This is a genomic window from Ruminococcus sp. AF31-8BH, assembly GCF_003460605.1.
Taxonomy (GTDB): domain Bacteria; phylum Bacillota; class Clostridia; order Lachnospirales; family Lachnospiraceae; genus Blautia_A; species Blautia_A acetigignens.
This window is the reverse complement of record NZ_QTVN01000002.1, coordinates 42,590-61,545: the sequence shown is the minus strand read 5'-3', so window position 1 is coordinate 61,545 and position 18,956 is coordinate 42,590. Positions and strand designations below refer to the sequence as shown.

The 18,956-nt window shown below is 46.5% G+C and carries 16 protein-coding genes; 3 read left to right on the top strand and 13 right to left on the bottom strand.

Annotation, left to right across the window (positions count from 1 at the left end):
- Positions 1-28 precede the first annotated feature (28 nt).
- The gene (locus DWZ38_RS02645; RefSeq protein WP_021924541.1) at positions 29-1,405 is read left to right on the top strand and encodes an NCS2 family permease; all 1,377 of its coding nucleotides are present in this window, start codon (positions 29-31) and stop codon (positions 1,403-1,405) included.
- A gap of 99 nt (positions 1,406-1,504) precedes the next feature.
- Here DWZ38_RS02645 and eno read toward each other — a convergent pair whose 3' ends face one another.
- Positions 1,505-2,803: a phosphopyruvate hydratase gene (gene eno / locus DWZ38_RS02640; RefSeq protein ID WP_021924542.1), complete on the bottom strand. Its 1,299-nt coding sequence runs from the start codon at positions 2,801-2,803 to the stop codon at positions 1,505-1,507.
- Positions 2,804-3,323: 520 nt separating this feature from the next.
- On the opposite strand from eno, the gene DWZ38_RS02635 reads away from it, so the two are divergent.
- Entirely contained in the window at positions 3,324-4,001 is a 678-nt protein-coding gene (locus DWZ38_RS02635; RefSeq protein WP_117849735.1) for a DUF6198 family protein, read from the top strand.
- A 108-nt stretch (positions 4,002-4,109) separates the two neighbouring features.
- The gene (locus DWZ38_RS22055) at positions 4,110-4,262 is read left to right on the top strand and encodes a hypothetical protein (protein WP_021924544.1); all 153 of its coding nucleotides are present in this window, start codon (positions 4,110-4,112) and stop codon (positions 4,260-4,262) included.
- An 82-nt stretch (positions 4,263-4,344) separates the two neighbouring features.
- Here DWZ38_RS22055 and spoIVA read toward each other — a convergent pair whose 3' ends face one another.
- From spoIVA to acsE, 12 genes are all read right to left on the bottom strand, one after another.
- Complete coding sequence (gene spoIVA, locus DWZ38_RS02630; protein WP_117849732.1) at positions 4,345-5,814, bottom strand: stage IV sporulation protein A; 1,470 nt, start codon at positions 5,812-5,814, stop codon at positions 4,345-4,347.
- Positions 5,815-5,932: 118 nt separating this feature from the next.
- Complete coding sequence (locus DWZ38_RS02625; protein ID WP_117849729.1) at positions 5,933-7,621, bottom strand: [FeFe] hydrogenase, group A; 1,689 nt, start codon at positions 7,619-7,621, stop codon at positions 5,933-5,935.
- A 14-nt stretch (positions 7,622-7,635) separates the two neighbouring features.
- Positions 7,636-9,507 carry an NADH-quinone oxidoreductase subunit NuoF gene (locus DWZ38_RS02620; RefSeq protein ID WP_117849726.1) on the bottom strand — a complete coding sequence of 624 codons (1,872 nt, stop codon included), beginning with the start codon at positions 9,505-9,507 and terminating at the stop codon, positions 7,636-7,638.
- On the bottom strand, positions 9,504-9,983 hold the full coding sequence (locus DWZ38_RS02615; RefSeq protein ID WP_117849724.1) for an NAD(P)H-dependent oxidoreductase subunit E: 480 nt from the start codon (positions 9,981-9,983) through the stop codon (positions 9,504-9,506). Before DWZ38_RS02615 ends, DWZ38_RS02620 begins: the two co-directional genes overlap by 4 nt.
- A gap of 283 nt (positions 9,984-10,266) precedes the next feature.
- Complete coding sequence (gene moaA / locus DWZ38_RS02610) at positions 10,267-11,241, bottom strand: GTP 3',8-cyclase MoaA (RefSeq protein WP_021926212.1); 975 nt, start codon at positions 11,239-11,241, stop codon at positions 10,267-10,269.
- Positions 11,234-11,662: an MOSC domain-containing protein gene (locus DWZ38_RS02605; RefSeq protein ID WP_021926211.1), complete on the bottom strand. Its 429-nt coding sequence runs from the start codon at positions 11,660-11,662 to the stop codon at positions 11,234-11,236. The genes moaA and DWZ38_RS02605 overlap by 8 nt, the downstream gene beginning before the upstream one ends.
- A gap of 312 nt (positions 11,663-11,974) precedes the next feature.
- Positions 11,975-12,829 (bottom strand): tetrahydrofolate dehydrogenase/cyclohydrolase catalytic domain-containing protein, encoded by an 855-nt coding sequence (locus DWZ38_RS02600; protein ID WP_117849722.1) that lies wholly within the window; start codon positions 12,827-12,829, stop codon positions 11,975-11,977.
- Positions 12,830-12,858: 29 nt separating this feature from the next.
- Positions 12,859-13,488: a cyclodeaminase/cyclohydrolase family protein gene (locus tag DWZ38_RS02595; protein ID WP_117849719.1), complete on the bottom strand. Its 630-nt coding sequence runs from the start codon at positions 13,486-13,488 to the stop codon at positions 12,859-12,861.
- Positions 13,489-13,505: 17 nt separating this feature from the next.
- Positions 13,506-15,191 carry a formate--tetrahydrofolate ligase gene (locus DWZ38_RS02590; RefSeq protein ID WP_117849717.1) on the bottom strand — a complete coding sequence of 562 codons (1,686 nt, stop codon included), beginning with the start codon at positions 15,189-15,191 and terminating at the stop codon, positions 13,506-13,508.
- A gap of 171 nt (positions 15,192-15,362) precedes the next feature.
- Positions 15,363-16,034: a DUF3786 domain-containing protein gene (locus DWZ38_RS02585; protein ID WP_117849714.1), complete on the bottom strand. Its 672-nt coding sequence runs from the start codon at positions 16,032-16,034 to the stop codon at positions 15,363-15,365.
- A gap of 6 nt (positions 16,035-16,040) precedes the next feature.
- Positions 16,041-17,984 (bottom strand): corrinoid activation/regeneration protein AcsV, encoded by a 1,944-nt coding sequence (acsV, locus tag DWZ38_RS02580; protein ID WP_117849711.1) that lies wholly within the window; start codon positions 17,982-17,984, stop codon positions 16,041-16,043.
- A gap of 167 nt (positions 17,985-18,151) precedes the next feature.
- Positions 18,152-18,937: a carbon monoxide dehydrogenase/acetyl-CoA synthase methytransferase subunit gene (gene acsE / locus DWZ38_RS02575; protein WP_021926205.1), complete on the bottom strand. Its 786-nt coding sequence runs from the start codon at positions 18,935-18,937 to the stop codon at positions 18,152-18,154.
- Positions 18,938-18,956 lie beyond the last annotated feature (19 nt).

Below are 18,956 nucleotides of genomic sequence, written 5' to 3'. Positions count from 1 at the left end.
AGTGCCGTAAAAAGAAGGGGGTACATTTATGAACCTAGAAAAACTTTTTCACCTGAAGGAACACCGAACTGACGTGAAGACTGAGGTAATGGCTGGAATCACCACATTCATGACCATGGCCTACATTCTTGCAGTCAACCCGAACATCCTTTCCGCAGCCGGAATGGATAGAGGCGCAGTATTTACCGCAACTGCCCTGTCTTCCTTTATCGCAACCTGCCTGATGGCGCTGTTATCCAATTATCCGTTTGTCCTTGCTCCTGGAATGGGTCTGAATGCTTATTTTGCATACACCGTAGTCCTTGGCATGGGATATTCCTGGGAACAGGCTCTGGTTGCCGTATTTGCAGAAGGTATTATCTTCATTCTGCTTTCCCTTACCAACGTGCGTGAAGCGATCTTCAACTCCATTCCTATGACATTGAAGCATGCTGTTTCCGTAGGAATTGGTCTTTTCATTGCCTTCATCGGTCTGCAGAACGCAAAAATCGTTGTAAACAATGATTCCACACTGGTAAGCATGTTTTCCTTTAAGGGCTCTCTTGCAGACGGTTCCTTCAATTACATGGGAATCACTGTTCTTCTGGCTCTTCTTGGTGTTCTTATCACAGCCATTCTTCTTGTTAAGAATGTAAAGGGCGGTATCCTTTGGGGTATCCTGATTACATGGATCCTTGGAATCCTCTGCCAGCTTGTAGGACTTTATGTGCCAAATCCAGATGCTGGCTTCTTCAGCCTTCTCCCGGATTTCTCCAACGGAATTTCCGTACCAAGCATGGCACCTACTTTTATGAAGATGGATTTCGCAGGGGTGTTCTCACTGGATTTTGTTGTTATCATGTTTGCGTTCCTGTTTGTAGATATGTTTGATACACTTGGAACCTTGATCGGTGTTGCATCCAAGGCTGATATGCTGGATAAGGATGGCAAGCTTCCGAAGATTAAGGGTGCTCTTCTCTCTGATGCAGTTGGTACCACAGTTGGTGCTATGTGCGGTACTTCTACTGTTACCACATTTGTTGAGAGTGCTTCCGGTGTTGCAGAAGGCGGACGTACAGGTCTTACCTCTTTAGTATCCGCTCTTTTGTTCGCCCTTTCCCTGTTCCTTTCCCCGATCTTCCTTGCAATCCCATCATTTGCAACTGCTCCGGCTCTGATCGTGGTTGGATTTTTGATGCTTACTTCTGTTACAAAGATCGATTTTGATGACCTTACAGAAGCTCTTCCGGCATTTATCACAATCATCGCAATGCCGTTCCTGTACAGCATTTCCGAAGGTATCGCACTTGGCGTTATCTCCTATGTAATCATCAATGTATGTACCGGAAAAGCAAAAGATAAAAAGATCAGCGGTCTTATGTACGCACTGGCTGTTATCTTTATTCTGAAATACGTATTCTTATAGCATTAAGCTAAAATACCTCCTGACAGGAAATATGCTTCCTGGCAGGAGGTGTTTTTTTGTTTGCATTATATGAAGGTATATCGAATACGTAGCTTTTCTTTATCTTTTTACATTGAATGCGCCCATTCCCGGGTAAACAGCTGCATCGCCGAGCTCTTCCTCAATGCGGAGAAGCTGGTTGTATTTGGCAACACGCTCTGTTCTGGATGGAGCCCCAGTCTTGATCTGGCAGGTGTTAAGGGCAACTGCAAGGTCTGCGATTGTAGTATCCTCAGTCTCACCGGAACGATGGGAAGAAATTGCAGTGTATCCAGCCTTGTGAGCCATCTTAATTGCCTCAAGGGTCTCAGAAACAGAACCAATCTGATTCAGCTTGATCAGGATAGAGTTTCCGCATCCAAGAGAAATACCCTTGGAAAGTCTCTCCGTATTGGTTACAAACAGGTCATCGCCAACCAGCTGAATCTTGTCGCCAAGTTCTTTGGTAAGCTTCTTCCAGCCTTCCCAGTCTTCCTCATCCAGGGCATCCTCGATGGAAATGATCGGGTATTTGTCAACCAGCTTTTTCCAGTGGTCGATCAGCTCATCAGATGTATAAACAGTACCAGCCTTTGGAAGCTTGTACTCACCAAGCTTGCCTGTCTTCCACTCAGAAGAAGCAGCGTCCATAGCGATCATAAAGTCTTTTCCTGGCTCATAGCCTGCATTCTTAACAGCCTCGAGAATGGTCTCAATGGCCTCTTCGTCAGATTTTAATGCCGGAGCAAATCCGCCCTCATCACCAACGGAGGTAGCAAGTCCTCTGGATTTCAGGATTGCTGCAAGTGCATGGAACACTTCTGCGCACCATCTTAAGCACTCTTTGAAGCTTGGTGCACCAACCGGCATGATCATGAACTCCTGAACGTCAAGTCCGGAGGAAAGTGCGTGGCAGCCGCCGTTTACAATGTTCATCATCGGCACTGGCATACGGTTTCCGGAAATGCCGCCAAGGAAGCGGTAAAGCGGAATGTCAAGGGAGGCTGCAGCTGCACGGCAGCAAGCGATGGAAACAGCAAGGATGGCATTTGCGCCAAAGTTGGATTTGTCCTTTGTTCCGTCTGCCTTGATCATTGCTTTGTCAATTGCATAAATGTCAGATGCGTCCATTCCTGCGATCACATCGTTAATGGAGGTGTTGATGTTCTCAACAGCTTTTGTAACGCCTTTTCCAAGGTATCTGCTCTTATCATTATCTCTAAGCTCCAGAGCCTCGAACTCTCCTGTAGATGCACCGCTTGGTGCTGCTCCTCTGCCGATGGTTCCGTCTACCAGGTAAACTTCAGCCTCTACAGTAGGGTTTCCTCTGGAATCCATAATCTCTCTTCCAATGACTTTCTCAATTTCTAAGTAATCCATGGTATGTATACTCCTTTCGTTTTTCAAAGGAACTCCTTTTTTATTATGCCAGCGGTCTTTCTGTCATAATAAAAAGGAGTCCAAATGATTTACACCGTTAGGTTAGCTATTCCTAACTCTTTGGTTAGTATACACTAATCAGAGTGAGTTGGCAAGAGATTTAAATGATAATATTTTTCATTGGCGAGGGAGGGCTTTTTAGCGCTTAATTTTCCCCACCTCTTATCCATAGTATAAACCTCCTGTTGTAGCTGATTCAGTGAAAATGAATTTCCTAATATATTAGTTTTTCATAATATGCTGTAACTATACCACTGCTGCCCCCAAAATTCTGTTGCTTTGACAACATCTTTATTTTTCTTTCCATTTTTTTCCATAAAATTGGGTTTTCAATAAAAACACAATTGTATTTTCATGTATACGTAGTATAATAATTACCGTTTGCAGGAAATATTGGACATGTCTATTCATACATATTCCTCTTATTTTCTGTCAAAAAACTTAACAGGAGGCTTTTGTCTTGAATACCCAAACTACATCAAAATCTCTCCCTGTTTTTCGGGGCGAGCTTGCACTCTTAGTTGCAGTTGCGATCAACAGCTTCGGCGTTGTGCTGATGCTGTATTCCGGAACTGGAATCTCCGCGATCTCCAGTGTTCCCTACGCATTTTCCTGCGTATTTTCGGCAGTCACACTTGGCACCTGGACCTATATTTTCCAGGGACTTCTGGTGCTGACACTGATGATCCTGCGCAAAAAATTTGTTCCTCAGTACCTGTTCAGCTTCGTGGTCGGATTTGTGTTCGGCGAGCTGCTGGATGTGCACGAAATGTGGATCAATGTTCTGCCTACCGCCATCGGCTGGCGCGTGCTTTACTTTGTGGCAAGCTACATACTGATCTGCATCGGGATCGCACTTTCCAACCGCTGCCAGATGCCAATCGTGCCTACAGACCTTTTTCCAAGAGAGCTGTCCCAGATCACTTCCATCACCTACCCGAAGATCAAGATCAGCTTTGACGTCATTTGTCTGGCTGTCACTGCCCTTCTTACCGGAATCGGCCTTGGACATATCAAAGGACTTGGCGTTGGTACGATAGCAGCCGCTTTCACCATGGGAAAAGGAGTGGGCATCGCAGGGGACTGGATGGACCGCCACATAGCATTTACGTCCTTCCTCGCTAAGAAGCAGGCTTAAACTTTCATTATTTAAAAATAAAATACAATCTTTCTTTTTCCTGACATAAAATGTATAAATTGATATTATTTGCAAATACTACTCTCAGGGGCAAAAAGGAGGGATTGTATGATATTACTTATCATTTTGTTTTTTGCATTACAGGTTTTGATACTTTTCTGCTGTCTGGCTGCGGGAAACGATCCGTATTCCCAGCAGCTTTCCGACCAGGAACAGCTGGAGTTTCTTGCACGCTGGAAAAAAGAGCATGGACGGGAGTAGGTATTTTTTCCATGTAAACGATCCGCACAAAAAGGCAGCTGCCCGAAAGAGCACGCTGCCTTTTTGGCTGCGCGGGTTCTGGTCATATAATAATGCACACCAGCCCGCCTTTGCTGTCGTTGACGATTTTCTGCATGGTATCCTGGAGCTTTGCCTGGCTTTCCTCGCTGATGGAGGCCAGCTTGCTTCGGATACCGTCCTGCACCAGCTGTTCTATAGATTTTCCGAAAATATTGGTCTCCCAGATGCTCTCTCCTCTTGACGCGCTTTCCCCGATGTAGGCGATCAGATCCTTAGCCTGCTGCTCGGTGCCTACAATGGGGGCAATTTCTGTCTCAATGTTGGCTTTGATCATGTGGATGGACGGGCTCTTGGACTTAATCTTTACGCCGTATTTGTTGCCCTGGCGGATTACCGCAGGCTCTTCCAGCTGAATCTGGGAAAGCTCGGGTACTACCACGCCGTAGCCGCTACCTGTGACTGCATCTAAAGCATCGCGGACTTTTACATATTTTTCCTTCATGGCGGCAAGCTCTTTCATGGTGTGGATCAGCTCGTACTCGCTTTCCATGGGGATTCCGCTCATGTCACTGAGCATTTTGTAATAGTACTTGTCATTTACCTGGATGCGGATCTGTACGGTGCCGTCGGACAGATTGACGTGATCCAGAAGGGTTTCCTGGACATAGGGGCCTTCCAGCTTTACAGATTCCCTGGTGATGTCCCGGATGTGGAGCATGCGCTTCATGCAGGCTTTGATCTGGGAAAGGATCTGGGCTTTCAACTCGTGGTCAGCAGGCAGCATTTCCACCCATTTTGGCACGAAAAACTGGATCTGGGTAACCGGAAACTCATACAGGATTTTTTCCAGGATCTGGGCTACGTCCTCTTTTCTTAGCTGTTCGCAGTTTACGGGCACTACGGGGACCAGATATTTCTGCTGAAGCTGGTTCGCCAGCTGCCTGGTTTCCTCTTTGTGGGGGAACTGGGAATTCACTACCATAAGGAAGGGCTTTCCCTGTTTTTTCAGCTCTGTCACAGTCTGCTCTTCTGCCTGGGTAAAATTTTCCCGGGGGATTTCCCCGAAGCTTCCGTCTGAGGTGATCACAAGGCCGATGGTGGAATGCTCCTGGATCACTTTTTCCGTGCCCATTTTGGCGGCTTCATGAAATGGAATGGCTTTTGTAAACCAGGGAGTTTTCACCATACGCTCTTTGCCGTCTTCGATATTTCCTGCGGCGTCTTTTACCAGAAAGCCTACGCAGTCGATCAGGCGAACCTGTACCTTCAGATCCTCCCCAAGGGTTACAGGCACTGCTTCTCTTGGGATGAATTTAGGTTCTACAGTTGTGATCATTTTGCCGGAGCCGGAAAGAGGGAGCTGATCCCGAACCTCCTTCTGCATTTTTTCATCCATCCCAGGCAAAGCCACAAGCTCCATAAACCTGCGGATAAAGGTGGATTTCCCGGTGCGTACAGGGCCTACAACGCCTATGTATATATCACCGCCGGTCCTTGCCTGGATGTCCCGGTAAATCTGAAAATTCTCCATACAAAAAAGCCCTCCTGCCTGATATTCAAAGGTTCTGCGGCGGCATAGCTGCCGCCGCTTCGCATAATCCTACACTCTTCCTCTAAATAATATGCAGTCGGGCTTTTTATTATTCTAATCAATAAAACTCATTATGCAGCAGCTTGTGCTCCTTGCCCTTGAGCAGTCCCTGGTAGAGTTCCATAACCATAGGGTTCTCGTCGGACTTCTTGATCAGCATGGTATTGTCTGCGCTGTACAGGCCTCTTGCTCTTGCAGCCTTGGTTCTGTCACCTGCACGTACAGGCTGGCCGCCTCCCATAATACAGCCACGGCGGCATGCCATTACCTCGATCAGATGATAGTTGGCTTCACCGTTCTTCACACGCTCCATAACCGTTCTGGCATTTGCAAGTCCGCTAGTTACACAAATATTAATATCCATTCCCTTGTAAGGAATAGTAAATTCTTTGATTCCCTCATCGCCGCGCACACCGCACTCTGCGATCTCGCGCATGGTCTCCTTTGTATGATCCGGGCTTAAGCGGCGAAGAACCGCCTCTGTAACACCACCTGTAACGCCAAAAATCACACCGCCGCCGGAACCAAATCCAAAAGGCATATCGCATGCTTCCGGCTCCAGCTGTCCGAAGTCCAGACCAAAGTTGTCGATCATGCGAATCAGCTCTGTAGTCGTGATAACAATATCCGTATCCTGCGCTCCGTCTGTAAAGCTGTTCGGACGGATTGCCTCTGCTTTCTTGGCAGTACATGGCATAACAGATACCATAACCGTTCTCTTGCCTTTGGCATTTTCAGGGTCACGGAAGTACTCCTTAATTACTGCTGACATCATTCCCTGCGGGGATCTGCAGGTAGACAGGTTCGGAATATAATCCTTGTACTGGTCAGTAATAAATTTCACCCATGCCGGACAGCAGGAAGTAAGAAGGGGAAGGTTCTCACCATTCTCAACCCGTTTCAGGAACTCTGCGGATTCTTCCATAATAGTCAGATCCGCGCTGAAGCTGGTGTCATAGATTTCATCAAAACCCATTCTGTGAAGTGCATTGACAATCTTGCCCATTACACTGCGTCCCTTGGTCAGTCCATAGTGGTCTCCCACGGCAACACGTACTGCTGGAGCAATCTGCGCAACCACCCGTACATCCGGATCTGCAAGGGCATCCCATACTTCATCCATATGTGTCTTAATGGAAATAGCACCTGTAGGACAGAATACACGGCACTGTCCGCAGTTCACACACTGTGTCTCTGCTATCTTTTTATTGAAGGCCGGAATCACAATAGCTTCTGTTCCGCGGTATGCAAAGTTCAGGGCACCGATTCCCTGAAGCTCCTCGCAGGCACGTACACAGTCGCCGCAAAGGATACACTTATTCGGGTCACGGATCAGAGAAGGTGAACTGTCATCAATCTCATAATGCTCTCTTGTGTTCTGGAAACGGATATTATGTACCCCAAGTCTGTGAGCCAGCTCCTGGAGCACACACTCCCCGCTCTTAACGCAGGTAGTACAGTCACGGCAATGTGCTGCAAGAAGCAGCTCCACTACCAGCTTCCTGTATTTCTTAATCTTTCCTGAGTTTGTATAAATAACCATGCCGTCCCTTGGTTCCTCAGAACAAGAGGCAAAGGTTCTTCCACGGTCATCCTCTACCGTACACAGACGGCAGGCTCCAAAGGTGGAAACCTCTGAGTGATAACAAAGTGTGGGAATATTGATTCCTGCCTTACGAATAACGGTCAGGACATTTCTTTCATCTGTAAATTCGACTTTTCTGCCGTCAATTGTCATTGTACCCATAATCTGTCCTCCCTTTACATTTCCACATAGATTGCATCAAAATTACAGTTGTCCTTACAGCTGCCGCATTTGATACATACATCATTATTAATATGATAAGGTGATTTGATCTTGCCGGAAATTGCCCCGGCAGGACAGTTCTTGGCACATTTTCCACAACCGATACAGAACTCCGGATTGATGTGGAACTGACGGAGCGCAGTGCAGACCTTGGCACGGCACTTCTTGTCACGGATATGCTCCTCATACTCCTCACGGAAACGCTTCATGGTACTGAGAACCGGAAGGGGTGCACTCTTGCCAAGACCGCAAAGAGCCATACTCTGAACCATAGTTGCAAGCTCTTCCAGCTCATCAAGATCGGACATTTCACCTCTGCCCTCTACGATCTTCTCCAGAATCTCCAGCATACGCTTGGTACCCTCACGGCATGGAACACACTTGCCGCAGCTCTCGCGCTGGGTAAAGCTCATGAAGAAACGGGCAACCTCTACCATACAGGTATTCTCGTCCATAACAACCAGTCCGCCGGAACCCATAATGGCATCCAGCTTCTTCACGGAATCAAAATCAAGAGGCGCATCCAGCTGATCCTCGATCAGACATCCGCCGGAAGGACCACCGATCTGTACACCCTTAAATGCAGCACCGCTCTTAAGACCACCGCCGATATCATAGATGATCTCACGGAGTGTGGTTCCCATAGGCACTTCAATAAGACCTGTGTTCTCAATCGCTCCTGTAAGAGAGAATGTCTTGGTACCCGGGCTTCCCTCTGTTCCGATGGTACGGAACCAGTCGGCACCCTGCACAATGATCTTCGGAACATTTGCATAGGTCTCTACGTTATTCAGGACGGTCGGCTTGCCCCACAGACCCTTCTCAACTGTACGAGGCGGCTTCACACGAGGCATACCTCTGTTTCCTTCAATGGAGGAGGTAAGGGCAGAGCCTTCACCGCATACAAAAGCTCCTGCGCCGCGATTGATGTGAAGGTGGAAGTTTACACCGCTGCCAAGAATATTATCTCCAAGAAGACCGTATTTCTCAGCCTGGGAAATAGCAAGGCGAAGTCTTGCAACAGAAAGAGGATACTCTGCACGCACATATATGTATCCGTTCTCAGCACCTACTGCATAAGCGGCAATGATCATACCCTCGATCATCTTATATGGGTCGCCTTCCATAACGGAGCCATCCATAAATGCTCCCGGATCACCTTCGTCACCGTTACATACAACATAACGGGTCTTCTCAGCCTGTCTGGCTACCTGTGACCATTTTTTGCCAGCCGGGAAGCCGGCACCGCCACGTCCGCGAAGGCCGGATCTGGTAACCTCATCAATAACCTCCTGGGGAGTCATCTCTGTAACTGCTTTTGCAAGAGCAGCAAAGCCTCCTGCTGCAATATATTCATCAATGGATTCCGCGTCAATCTTACCGCAGTTCTCAAGAACGATCCTGGTCTGACGGTTAAGGAACGGAATATCCTCTGGCTTGGGACAGACCTCATCCCCATGGCGGTAAAACAGACGGTCTACAGGCTGTCCGAGGCGTACAGTACGCTCTACGATCTCCAGGCAGTCCTCTTCCTGAACATGTACATACTGATATCCATAAGGCTCAATGCGCATAAGAGGTCCTAACTCGCAAAGTCCCTGACATCCGGTCTTAATAACGCCTACATGAGGGATATCCTTCTGCATCTCAATGCGCACACCGTCGATTCCCTCACAAAGTCTTACCATTTCATCATAGATCTTCTGTGCACCGGAAGCCATACATCCGGTACCGGAACAGACGAGAACACGGCAGGTAAAACCATTTATAAGCTGCTCAATCTCAGCTTTCTTATTCAGCAGTTCTTCTTTACTGTTTATTCTCATCCATTCTCACCTCTCAATCTGTTAATCAGCTCTACTACCTTCTCCGGTGTCATCTTGGCATGCACTTCTTCGTTAACCATACAGGTTGGAGCAAGTCCGCAGGCTCCAAGACAGGATACGGTCTCCACAGTGAACATCATGTCGTCTGTGGTGTGCTTCTTATTGCTAAGTCCCAGTTCTTTCATAAAAGCTTCTTTTACGGGAATGGATTTCCTTACATGACAGGCTGTTCCGTCACACACCTTGATAATGTATTTCCCCTTGGGCTCAAAGGAAAAGTTCTCATAGAAGGTGGCTACGCTGAACGCCTTGGCTTCTGTTACGCCGATCTTCTCGGCAACGTAGGTCAGAAGCTCTGCAGGCAGATACCGGTATTCTGCCTGAATGTCCTGCATGATGGGAATTAATGAGGCCGCACATTTTTCATAATGCTCAATAATCTCATCTGCCTTTTTGTAACATGACTGATCTAACATTACTGTTAATCCTCCTTACCTGCCAGTTCTACCTCTGGCCCTTTTGTGAATGTTTCACCATAAGGTCTCCGGCATTGCGTATTTTTTAACAAACTTCACTATTTTTGTAAGAAAATTATATATTTTTTTGTTCAATTTGGCAAGCTTTTCCTAATAAGTCTTTTAATTAACAATGTTTTTTTGCACAATTAACTCAGTGAAAAATATACCAAAGCGCACAAAAAGCCGGATTCTGCTGGATGTACGGAAAATACATCTGCAAAATCCGGCTTTTTATAGGTTCTCATCCGCCGATCTGCGCCATTATATGGGACTCTTCTGTCCCGTTCTTTTTTTCCTGGAAATTATGGCCTGCTGGCTTCTCATAAATGGTCTTCTGGATGGTTTCCTTCAGAAGCGCATCGGAAACGCCGCCTCTTAACAATGCTTTTAAGTCCGCTCCGTTTTCAAACTGAAGACAGCCCTTCAGATATCCGGTAGAAGTAAGGCGCACACGGTTGCACTGACTGCAGAACTTGTGGGACAAAGCACTGATAAATCCAATTCTGCCCTGGAAATTTTCAAGGGTATAATAATGGCAGGGCCCATTTCCAAGGGTTTCCTTCGTAGGCGTCATAGGACCGTAAGCACGCTCCAGAAGCCCTTTTACCGTCTCCTCGTCTCTCGCTGTAAACTCTTTTCCAAGACCAATGGGCATCATCTCGATAAACCGCACATGGAGCGGATTCTCCTTTGCCAGGACCGCCACCTGCAAAAGATCCTGCTGGCTCTGAAAAGTGGGAACACAGTTTACCTTCACCTTAAGCTCCGGATAGGAAAGTGCTGCCTCAAGTCCTTCCAGCACCTTTTTCAGCTCATCCCTTCTGGTGATTTTTCGAAAAGTCTCTGCATCCAAAGTGTCTAAGCTTATATTCACTGCATCCAATCCCGCTTCCATCAGCCCCGGCAGCTGCTCTTTCAGCAAAATGCCGTTGGTAGTCAACGTCACCTGCTGGATTCCGGGAAGAGCTTTCAGCTCTTTCACAAGGGGAACACAGATCCTGCGCACCAAAGGCTCCCCTCCTGTCAGCTTGATCCTGGAAATCCCAAGCTCACTGGCCAGGCTGCAGACTCTTAAGATTTCATCTTCACTTAGAACCTCCGTGCGGGGAATCTGACAGATTCCTTCCTCTGGCATGCAGTAAATGCACCGCAGATTACAGCGGTCTGTAAGGGAAATCCGCATGTAATCAATGATTCTTCCATACTGATCAAGCATAATCCATCTCATCTCCCTCTGAGATCACGCCGCCGTGGATCACCCTGGCAAACACGCCCTCTCTTGGCATGATGCAGTCCCCCATGATCTTAAAAATCTCGCAGCCATTGTGGCACTGCTTGCCAATCTGGGTGATTTCCAGGATCACATCGTTGCATTTCAGCCGTGTGCCAACAGGCAAAGTTCTGAAATCAAACCCCTGCACAATGAGATTTTCCCCAAAGGCGCCATCCTGCACCGGGGCTCCCTTCGCCTTGAATTCTTCTATTTTCTCATAGGAAAGAAGGCTGACCTGGCGGTGCCAGTTCCCTGCATGGGCGTCATTCTCCAGTCCATAATTCTCGATCAGTTTCACAGTGTGGACATTGACCTTCTGAGTTCCTCGTTTCTCGCTGATATTTACTGCCATCACTTTTCCCATATCCCACGACCTCCATATATCTGTTACTTTCTATGATACAATATTTTTAAGAGAAAAGCAATTTTTTTGTAAATATTAAACATATTCTAATGGAAATCAGGTTACTGTTCACTTCGTGAGCAGTAACACGCTTCGCGATGCACAGAAATCATGCATTCGCATGATTTCGCGCTGCAATTCTCGGGTTTTCTGTGAACTTTGTTCACAAAAAACACCTCGCGGAATGTTACCAGTGAACAGTAACGAAATCAGCTTCTGAACTATACTATAAAAAGCTCCCCGGGTTTCCCCGGAGAGCTTTCTTTATGCAAATTATGCGTTTACCTTACGCATTGCTGCCTCAACCACATGACCTACCAGAACGGAAGTAGTTACACTTCCAACTCCGCCAGGAACCGGTGTGATCGCATCAACGATCGGCTCTACTGCTGCGTAGTCAACGTCTCCGCAAAGCTTGCCTTCTGCATTTACGTTGATTCCTACGTCGATCACAATCTGTCCCTCTTTAACATAATCAGCGCCAACAACGCCTGCGCGGCCTGCTGCTACGATGATGATGTCAGCTTCACGAGCTACAGATGGCATATCAACGGTTCTTGTATGGCAGATGGTTACAGTTGCGTTTTTCTTAACAAGCATCATTGCCGCCGGCTTGCCAACAACAAGGCTTCTTCCGATTACAACGGCTTTCTTGCCTGTGCAGTCGATTCCGTAATGATCCAGGATTTCCATACATGCCTGTGGTGTACATGGCGGGAAGCCGATCTTCTTGCCTGTGAAAACACCGGACATGGAAAGGTCTGTCATACAGTCAACATCTTTTTCAGGAGCAAGTGCATTCTCGATCACTGCCTGATCTAAGTGCTTCGGAAGCGGACGGAACAGAAGAACGCCATGGATATGGTCATCCTTGTTTACCTTGTCGATTACTTCAAGAAGCTCTTCCTGAGCTACGTCCTCCGGAAGAAGAATCTTCTCGCAGGCAACTCCTAAAGTCTCGCAGCGCTTTGTTGCGCCTCTCTCATAGGAAATGTCGCTTGGATTCTCGCCTACACGGATAATGCAAAGTGTCGGGTTAACGCCTTTTTCCTGAAGTGCTGCCACATTGCCTTTGATGCGCTCATTTAATGCAGCAGTTACTTCTTTACCTAATAACTGTTTTGCCATTTTGAATGATCTCCCTTTCTGATATCCTATTATTTCAGTCTTGCAAGAACGCTGTCAAATGTCTCATCTGCAAGCTTACAATATTTCTCAAGCATAGCATCTGCTTTCGCGTTGAGCTCTTCTGCATATTCTCTGTCTGCCATGGATTTGGTGTTAATGTAAACATTCAGGCTGGCACCCTTTAATGCAGCCTTGCAGAAGGTTGCCGCTACACCGGCATCACTGATTGCAAGCTTGGAGCCTTTTGCAGCAAATTCCTTGATCAGGTCAAGTGCTTCACAGCATTTCTCCATAATCTCCATCGGAACGGAGCAGGCATCCTTTAATACGATTGCCATAACTCTTGCTTTCTCAGCTTTCTCTTCTTCTGTCTCCTTTGGCATACCGTATGCCTTGGAAAGAGGCTCAAAAACTTCTGCATCCCGCTCAATAAGACGAAGGAAATCTTTCTGAAGCTTGTCGCATTTACCCTTCAGCTCCCACATTTCTTCCTCAACATCTGCATATTTCTTTTTGCCAACAGTAAGGCTTCCTACCATGTTGCCAAGAGCAGTTCCTACTGCACCAACCAGTGCGGATGCGCCGCCGCCGCCCGGAACCGGGGCTTTAGAAGCAAGAACTTCTACAAATTCTGTACATGTACTTGTTGAAAATCCCATTTTCGTTTATCTCCTTATTAGAACAGTCCTGTGATCTTACCAGTCTCATCAACATCGATTCTCTCAGCAGCCGGAACTTTCGGAAGACCTGGCATAGTCATGATCTCACCGGTAAGAGCTACAATGAAGCCTGCACCGGCAGAAATTTTCAGGTTGCGAACGGTTACTTCGAAATCTGTTGGAGCACCAAGCTTCGTCTGATCATCCGTTAAGCTGTACTGTGTTTTTGCAACACAGATCGGGCAGTTTCCAAAGCCAAGAGCCTCAAGCTGTTTTGCCTGTTTCTGAGCATTTGCTGTAAGAACTACGTTCTTTCCACCGTAAACCTTCTGAACGATCTGATTCAGCTTGTCCTCGATAGAGCCTTCAAGCTCATAAGCATAAGTAAAGTCGTTTGGCTCCTCGCACAGACGAATTACTTCCTCAGCAAGCTTCAGACCGCCTTCGCCGCCTTTTGCCCATACTTCGGAGAGCGCAACATTGACACCAAGCTCTTTACATTTTGCTTCTACAAGATCAAGCTCTGCCCTGGTATCTGTTGGGAATGCATTGATTGCAACTACACATGGAAGCTTGTAAACATTCTTAATATTGTTTACATGTTTCAGAAGGTTCGGAAGACCCTTCTGAAGAGCCTCAAGGTTCTCATTATTCAGATCTGCTTTTGCAACGCCGCCATTGTATTTAAGTGCACGAACAGTAGCAACGATAACAACTGCATTTGGATGAAGGTCAGCCATACGGCATTTGATGTCAAGGAATTTCTCAGCACCAAGGTCAGCACCAAAGCCAGCCTCTGTAATTGCATAATCAGCAAGCTTCATAGCCATCTTTGTAGCTGTTACAGAGTTGCAGCCATGAGCGATGTTTGCGAATGGTCCGCCGTGAACGATTGCCGGTACATGCTCAAGAGTCTGAACCAGGTTTGGTTTGAGGGCGTCCTTTAAAAGTGCAGTCATAGCGCCTTCTGCGTGAAGGTCACCAGCTGTTACAGGCTTCTGCTCTGATGGTTTGCCATATGTATAGCCAACGATCATTCTTGCAAGTCTGTTCTTCAAATCTGTGATATCGCTTGCAAGACAGAGAACTGCCATGATCTCAGATGCTACTGTGATATCGTAGCCATCCTCACGTGGCATACCGTTTGTTCTTCCGCCAAGACCATCGATTACGTTACGAAGCTGACGGTCATTCATATCCACACATCTTCTCCATGTAACCTTACGTGGGTCAATGTTCAGTGCATTGCCCTGGAAAATGTGGTTGTCGATCATTGCTGCAAGAAGGTTGTTTGCTGCGCCGATTGCGTGGAAGTCACCTGTGAAGTGAAGGTTAATGTCCTCCATCGGAACAACCTGTGCATAGCCGCCGCCTGCTGCACCGCCCTTTACACCAAATACCGGTCCAAGAGATGGCTCACGAAGCGCAACCATTACGCTCTTTCCAAGCTTCTGCATTCCATCTGCAAGACCTACAGTTGTAGTTGTTTTTCCCTCACCAGCCGGGGTAGGGTTGATTGCTGTTACAAGGATCAGTTTTCCGTCTTTTTTATCGCTCTCTTTTAAGAGATTGTAGTCGATTTTTGCCTTATACTTTCCATACTGCTCCAGGTATTTGTCATCAATACCAGCCTTCTCTGCAATCTGGGTAATCGGCAGCATTTCGCATTCCTGTGCGATTTCAATGTCACTCTTGTATCCCATTGTAACTTACCTCCTTTTTACGTCACTGCCACCTGAGCAGGACGCCTCCGCATAATTTGAATTTATCAAAACGGCTTCCAAAAGGGCATTAAGGATCATGTCCCTGTCCGGATCCGCTTTAATCATGAATATACAGCTTTTACATTTAACAGACTTAATTTATATGCAGGATCATTTCGCCTGCGCAGCCTTTAAAAAAGCTTTTAAAGAGCCGATGATCACATCTCCCATAACCGCCATATCTTCCGCAGCAAAGGATACGGGGAAATTATCTGAAAACAGAATCTGGGAGGATGGTGGAAATTCCTCATCTCCCTCCCACAGGATCATCTGGATCTGATATCCGGGATAAATGGATAACTCATATGCCGCATCTCCGAATTTCACAGGAGTGCATTTCATATGATCCATTACCAGCCTGAAATCCTTCAGTCTGTTACCATAAGTAAATGCAAGACGCTTAATGCATCTTCCGTCAAACTGGCGTAAATACACTTCTCCCCAAGGCATTTCACGGTAGGTTTTATACTTACCGGTTCCCATGGAAGCAGAACCGTTTAACAGAAAACGGATCGTCAGGATTTTCGCATAGATCATATCCTCAAGAGGATAGCATTTCTTCTCATCCTCCACATGCTTTACCTGAAAATCCGGGTATGTGATAGTATAATCAGAGCCCAGAAATGTCAAAGTAAAGGCTTTCGCACTTTCATCATATGGAATAGAAAGTCTGGCTGCGATTTCCTTAGGATCAGCCTTTGCATACAGCTCAAGATAATGCTCCCAGGGCATTCTCTCCTTGCTGTCTTTATCATAGTTTAAATCATCAATGGTAAATGGCATTTTTGTTTACTTCCTGTTCTGTAAATCTTTCATTACGTCCGGGAACATTCCGGTGTCTGTGTGCGGAATAAAGCATGCGCCCACAAACTCGTCCATATAAGTCGGTACTGTGGAAAGCTCCATGTATGTCATGTTTGCAGCAAGCTCATAGGTCTTCTTCTCTGCTGCTGTAGAAAGAAGCATCAGGTAGGAGCCTGTCAGGGAAGAATTGCCGATATAGTGGAATTTCTCCAGAGGGATATCCGGGAACATTCCGATATTTACAGCATTTCTCATATTGATACCGCTTCCGATACCTCCTGCTACATAAACATCATCAATCATGCTTACATCAAAGTCCAGACTGTTGAGCATAGTGCGGATTGCAGAAAAAATAGCACCCTTGGCACGGATAAAGTTATCAATATCCACCTCTGTGATCTCAACATCCTTCACAGAGCCTGCTTCGCTTTCAAATGCGATCACATAGCTTCCCATTCCATATTTGTCGTGGCGGATTCTCTCACCCTCGCGGACAAATTTACCCTTAGGGTTGATGATTCCACACATGAAAAGCTCACTGATCACGTCAATGATTCCGGAACCGCAAAGTCCGATCGGCTTGGTTCCAGGATTTCCTACTACCTTGTAGGTAGGAATCATAGTTTCCTTGTCAATGGTACAGGCCTCAATGGCACCGTCTGTTGCACGCATACCGCAGCTGATGTCACCACCCTCAAAGGCAGGTCCTGCTGAACATGCACAGCTCATCATAAAGTCAGAGTTTCCGAATACCAGCTCTCCGTTGGTACCAAGGTCAATAAACAGGGAAAACTCCGGTCTGTTCCAGATCATACTTACTAAGGTTCCGGCAGTAATGTCACCGCCTACATAGCTTCCGATATTCGGCGCAATAATAATATGCGCGTCTTTATTAATGGCAACTCCCACATCAGAAGCAAAAAGGGAGTTGGTCTTAAAGAATGCAGGAATGTATGGCTCCATACGGACCGGATCCGCATTGATTCCTGCAAACAGATGATTCATGGTTGTGTTTGCGCCTACAGACATTCTGTAAATATGGCTAGCTGAAATACCGGCACTTTTGCACATCTGCGCAATAAGAGGGTTGATGGTCTCTTTAATTACGGCATCCTGCAGCTTCTTCTTTCCTCCTGGCTTCTGCTGCTCGATGATACGGTTGATAACATCTGCGCCGAAACGGATCTGTCCGTTTCCGGAGGAAGCCTTGGCAAGAATTTCTCCTGTCTCCATATTGATCAGAACTGCGGACACGGTGGTAGTACCAATATCTACTGCCAGACCACCGACTACTACATCCTCATCTTTTCCGAAAATATCGTATACAAAAAGATCATTTGGTGCAGTCCGGACTACACATTTCACTTTGAAATGGTTCTCCCGGAGCACATCCGGTAATTTTCTTAAAACAGCATAAGGAATCCTTACCTGCTTCAGATTCATGTATTTCTTTAAAGCTCTTGTAAGACGTTCATTGTCCGGCATTGTATCATCCAGACTTGGCTCGTCCATCTCCAGTTCAATTACGTCAAGACTGTTCCGAAGCTCAATTCCGGTCATCTCCACATCATTCTTGGAGTTTTCAAAAATGGCAATTTCCTCTTTGGAGCTCAGGTCTGCAACCTTCATTCTGCTCTTGTAAGCAGACGCAATATCAGGAACAAGCACAGTCACATCAGCACAGATCTTGCTTACACAGGCAAGACGCCATCCTGCCTGATATTCTTCATCACTGATATGCAAGGTTTTCTTGCTGTCCAGTTCTCCCTTTATCAACTGCACCCGGCACTTTCCGCAAGAAGCATTTCCGGAGCATGGTGCGTCGATGGCCACATTGGCCTCTCGCGCTAATTCAAGTAAATTGTCCCCCGCATTGGCAAAATGTTCTACCACACTGCCATCTTCAAAAGAAAATGTTACCTTAAACATTCGGCACTCACCTTTCTCATATGGTAATATCTGCCAAAACAGACATTTAATTCGTTAAAAAAGGGACTGAGGCCCAAGCCCCAGCCCCTCTTTGTATCTTACGTCCCTATTCAAGCACGGAAGTATCTGCTTACGCAGACAGTTTATAAAAGTCAGTTGCTCCGTGATTACAGCTCAAGATAGGAATCAGCATACAGGGTGTTGCCCTTGAATACATCGCAGGATTTGATTGTTTCCATAAGACGAAGGTCGTTAGGGTTAACAATTGCAGATGTAAGACCCTGCATCATAGCCATAGCAACTAATGCGGAATCCATGATCGGACGGATATTCTTCGGCATACCGTTACTGTTGTTGGACAGACCGCCTGTAGAATTCAGTCCCATATCGGAGAACATTTTGATAGCCTCCAGAACTTCCATCTGTTTCTCCTGCATTCCCTTAACAACCAGGAATAACGGATCAAACCACAGATCAGAAGGATCCATGCCAAGTCCCATACCTCTTTCAAGCATGTTCTGGCAGTGCATCATACGCTCATCATTGTCTGCTGCAATACCGTCAGCGGAGCAAAGAGCGATAACGATAGCATCGTTTGCTGCTGCAAGGTCGATGTTCTCGATTCTTCCGCCAGCATCTGCGGAGTTAACGATCGGTTTTCCTTTGCTTCTGTTATATACAGAAATACCAGCCTCGATAGCTTTCTTATTGGAAGTATCAAGTGCAAGCGGAACATTGTCGAAGTTCTCCTGAAGAAGCTTAACAGCCCATTTCATCAGGTCTTCTCCATCGTTCTCAGCTGGTCCGATGTTTACATCAAGATATACAGCACCAGCATCAAGCTGCTGTTTTGCTCTTTTTAAGATCGGCTCAGGATCTCTCTCTGTAAAAGCTTTGTTTACAGATGGTGCTGTTGTGGAAAGTCTCTCACCAATAGTAATAAATTTTGCCATTGTAGTGTTCTCCTTTTTG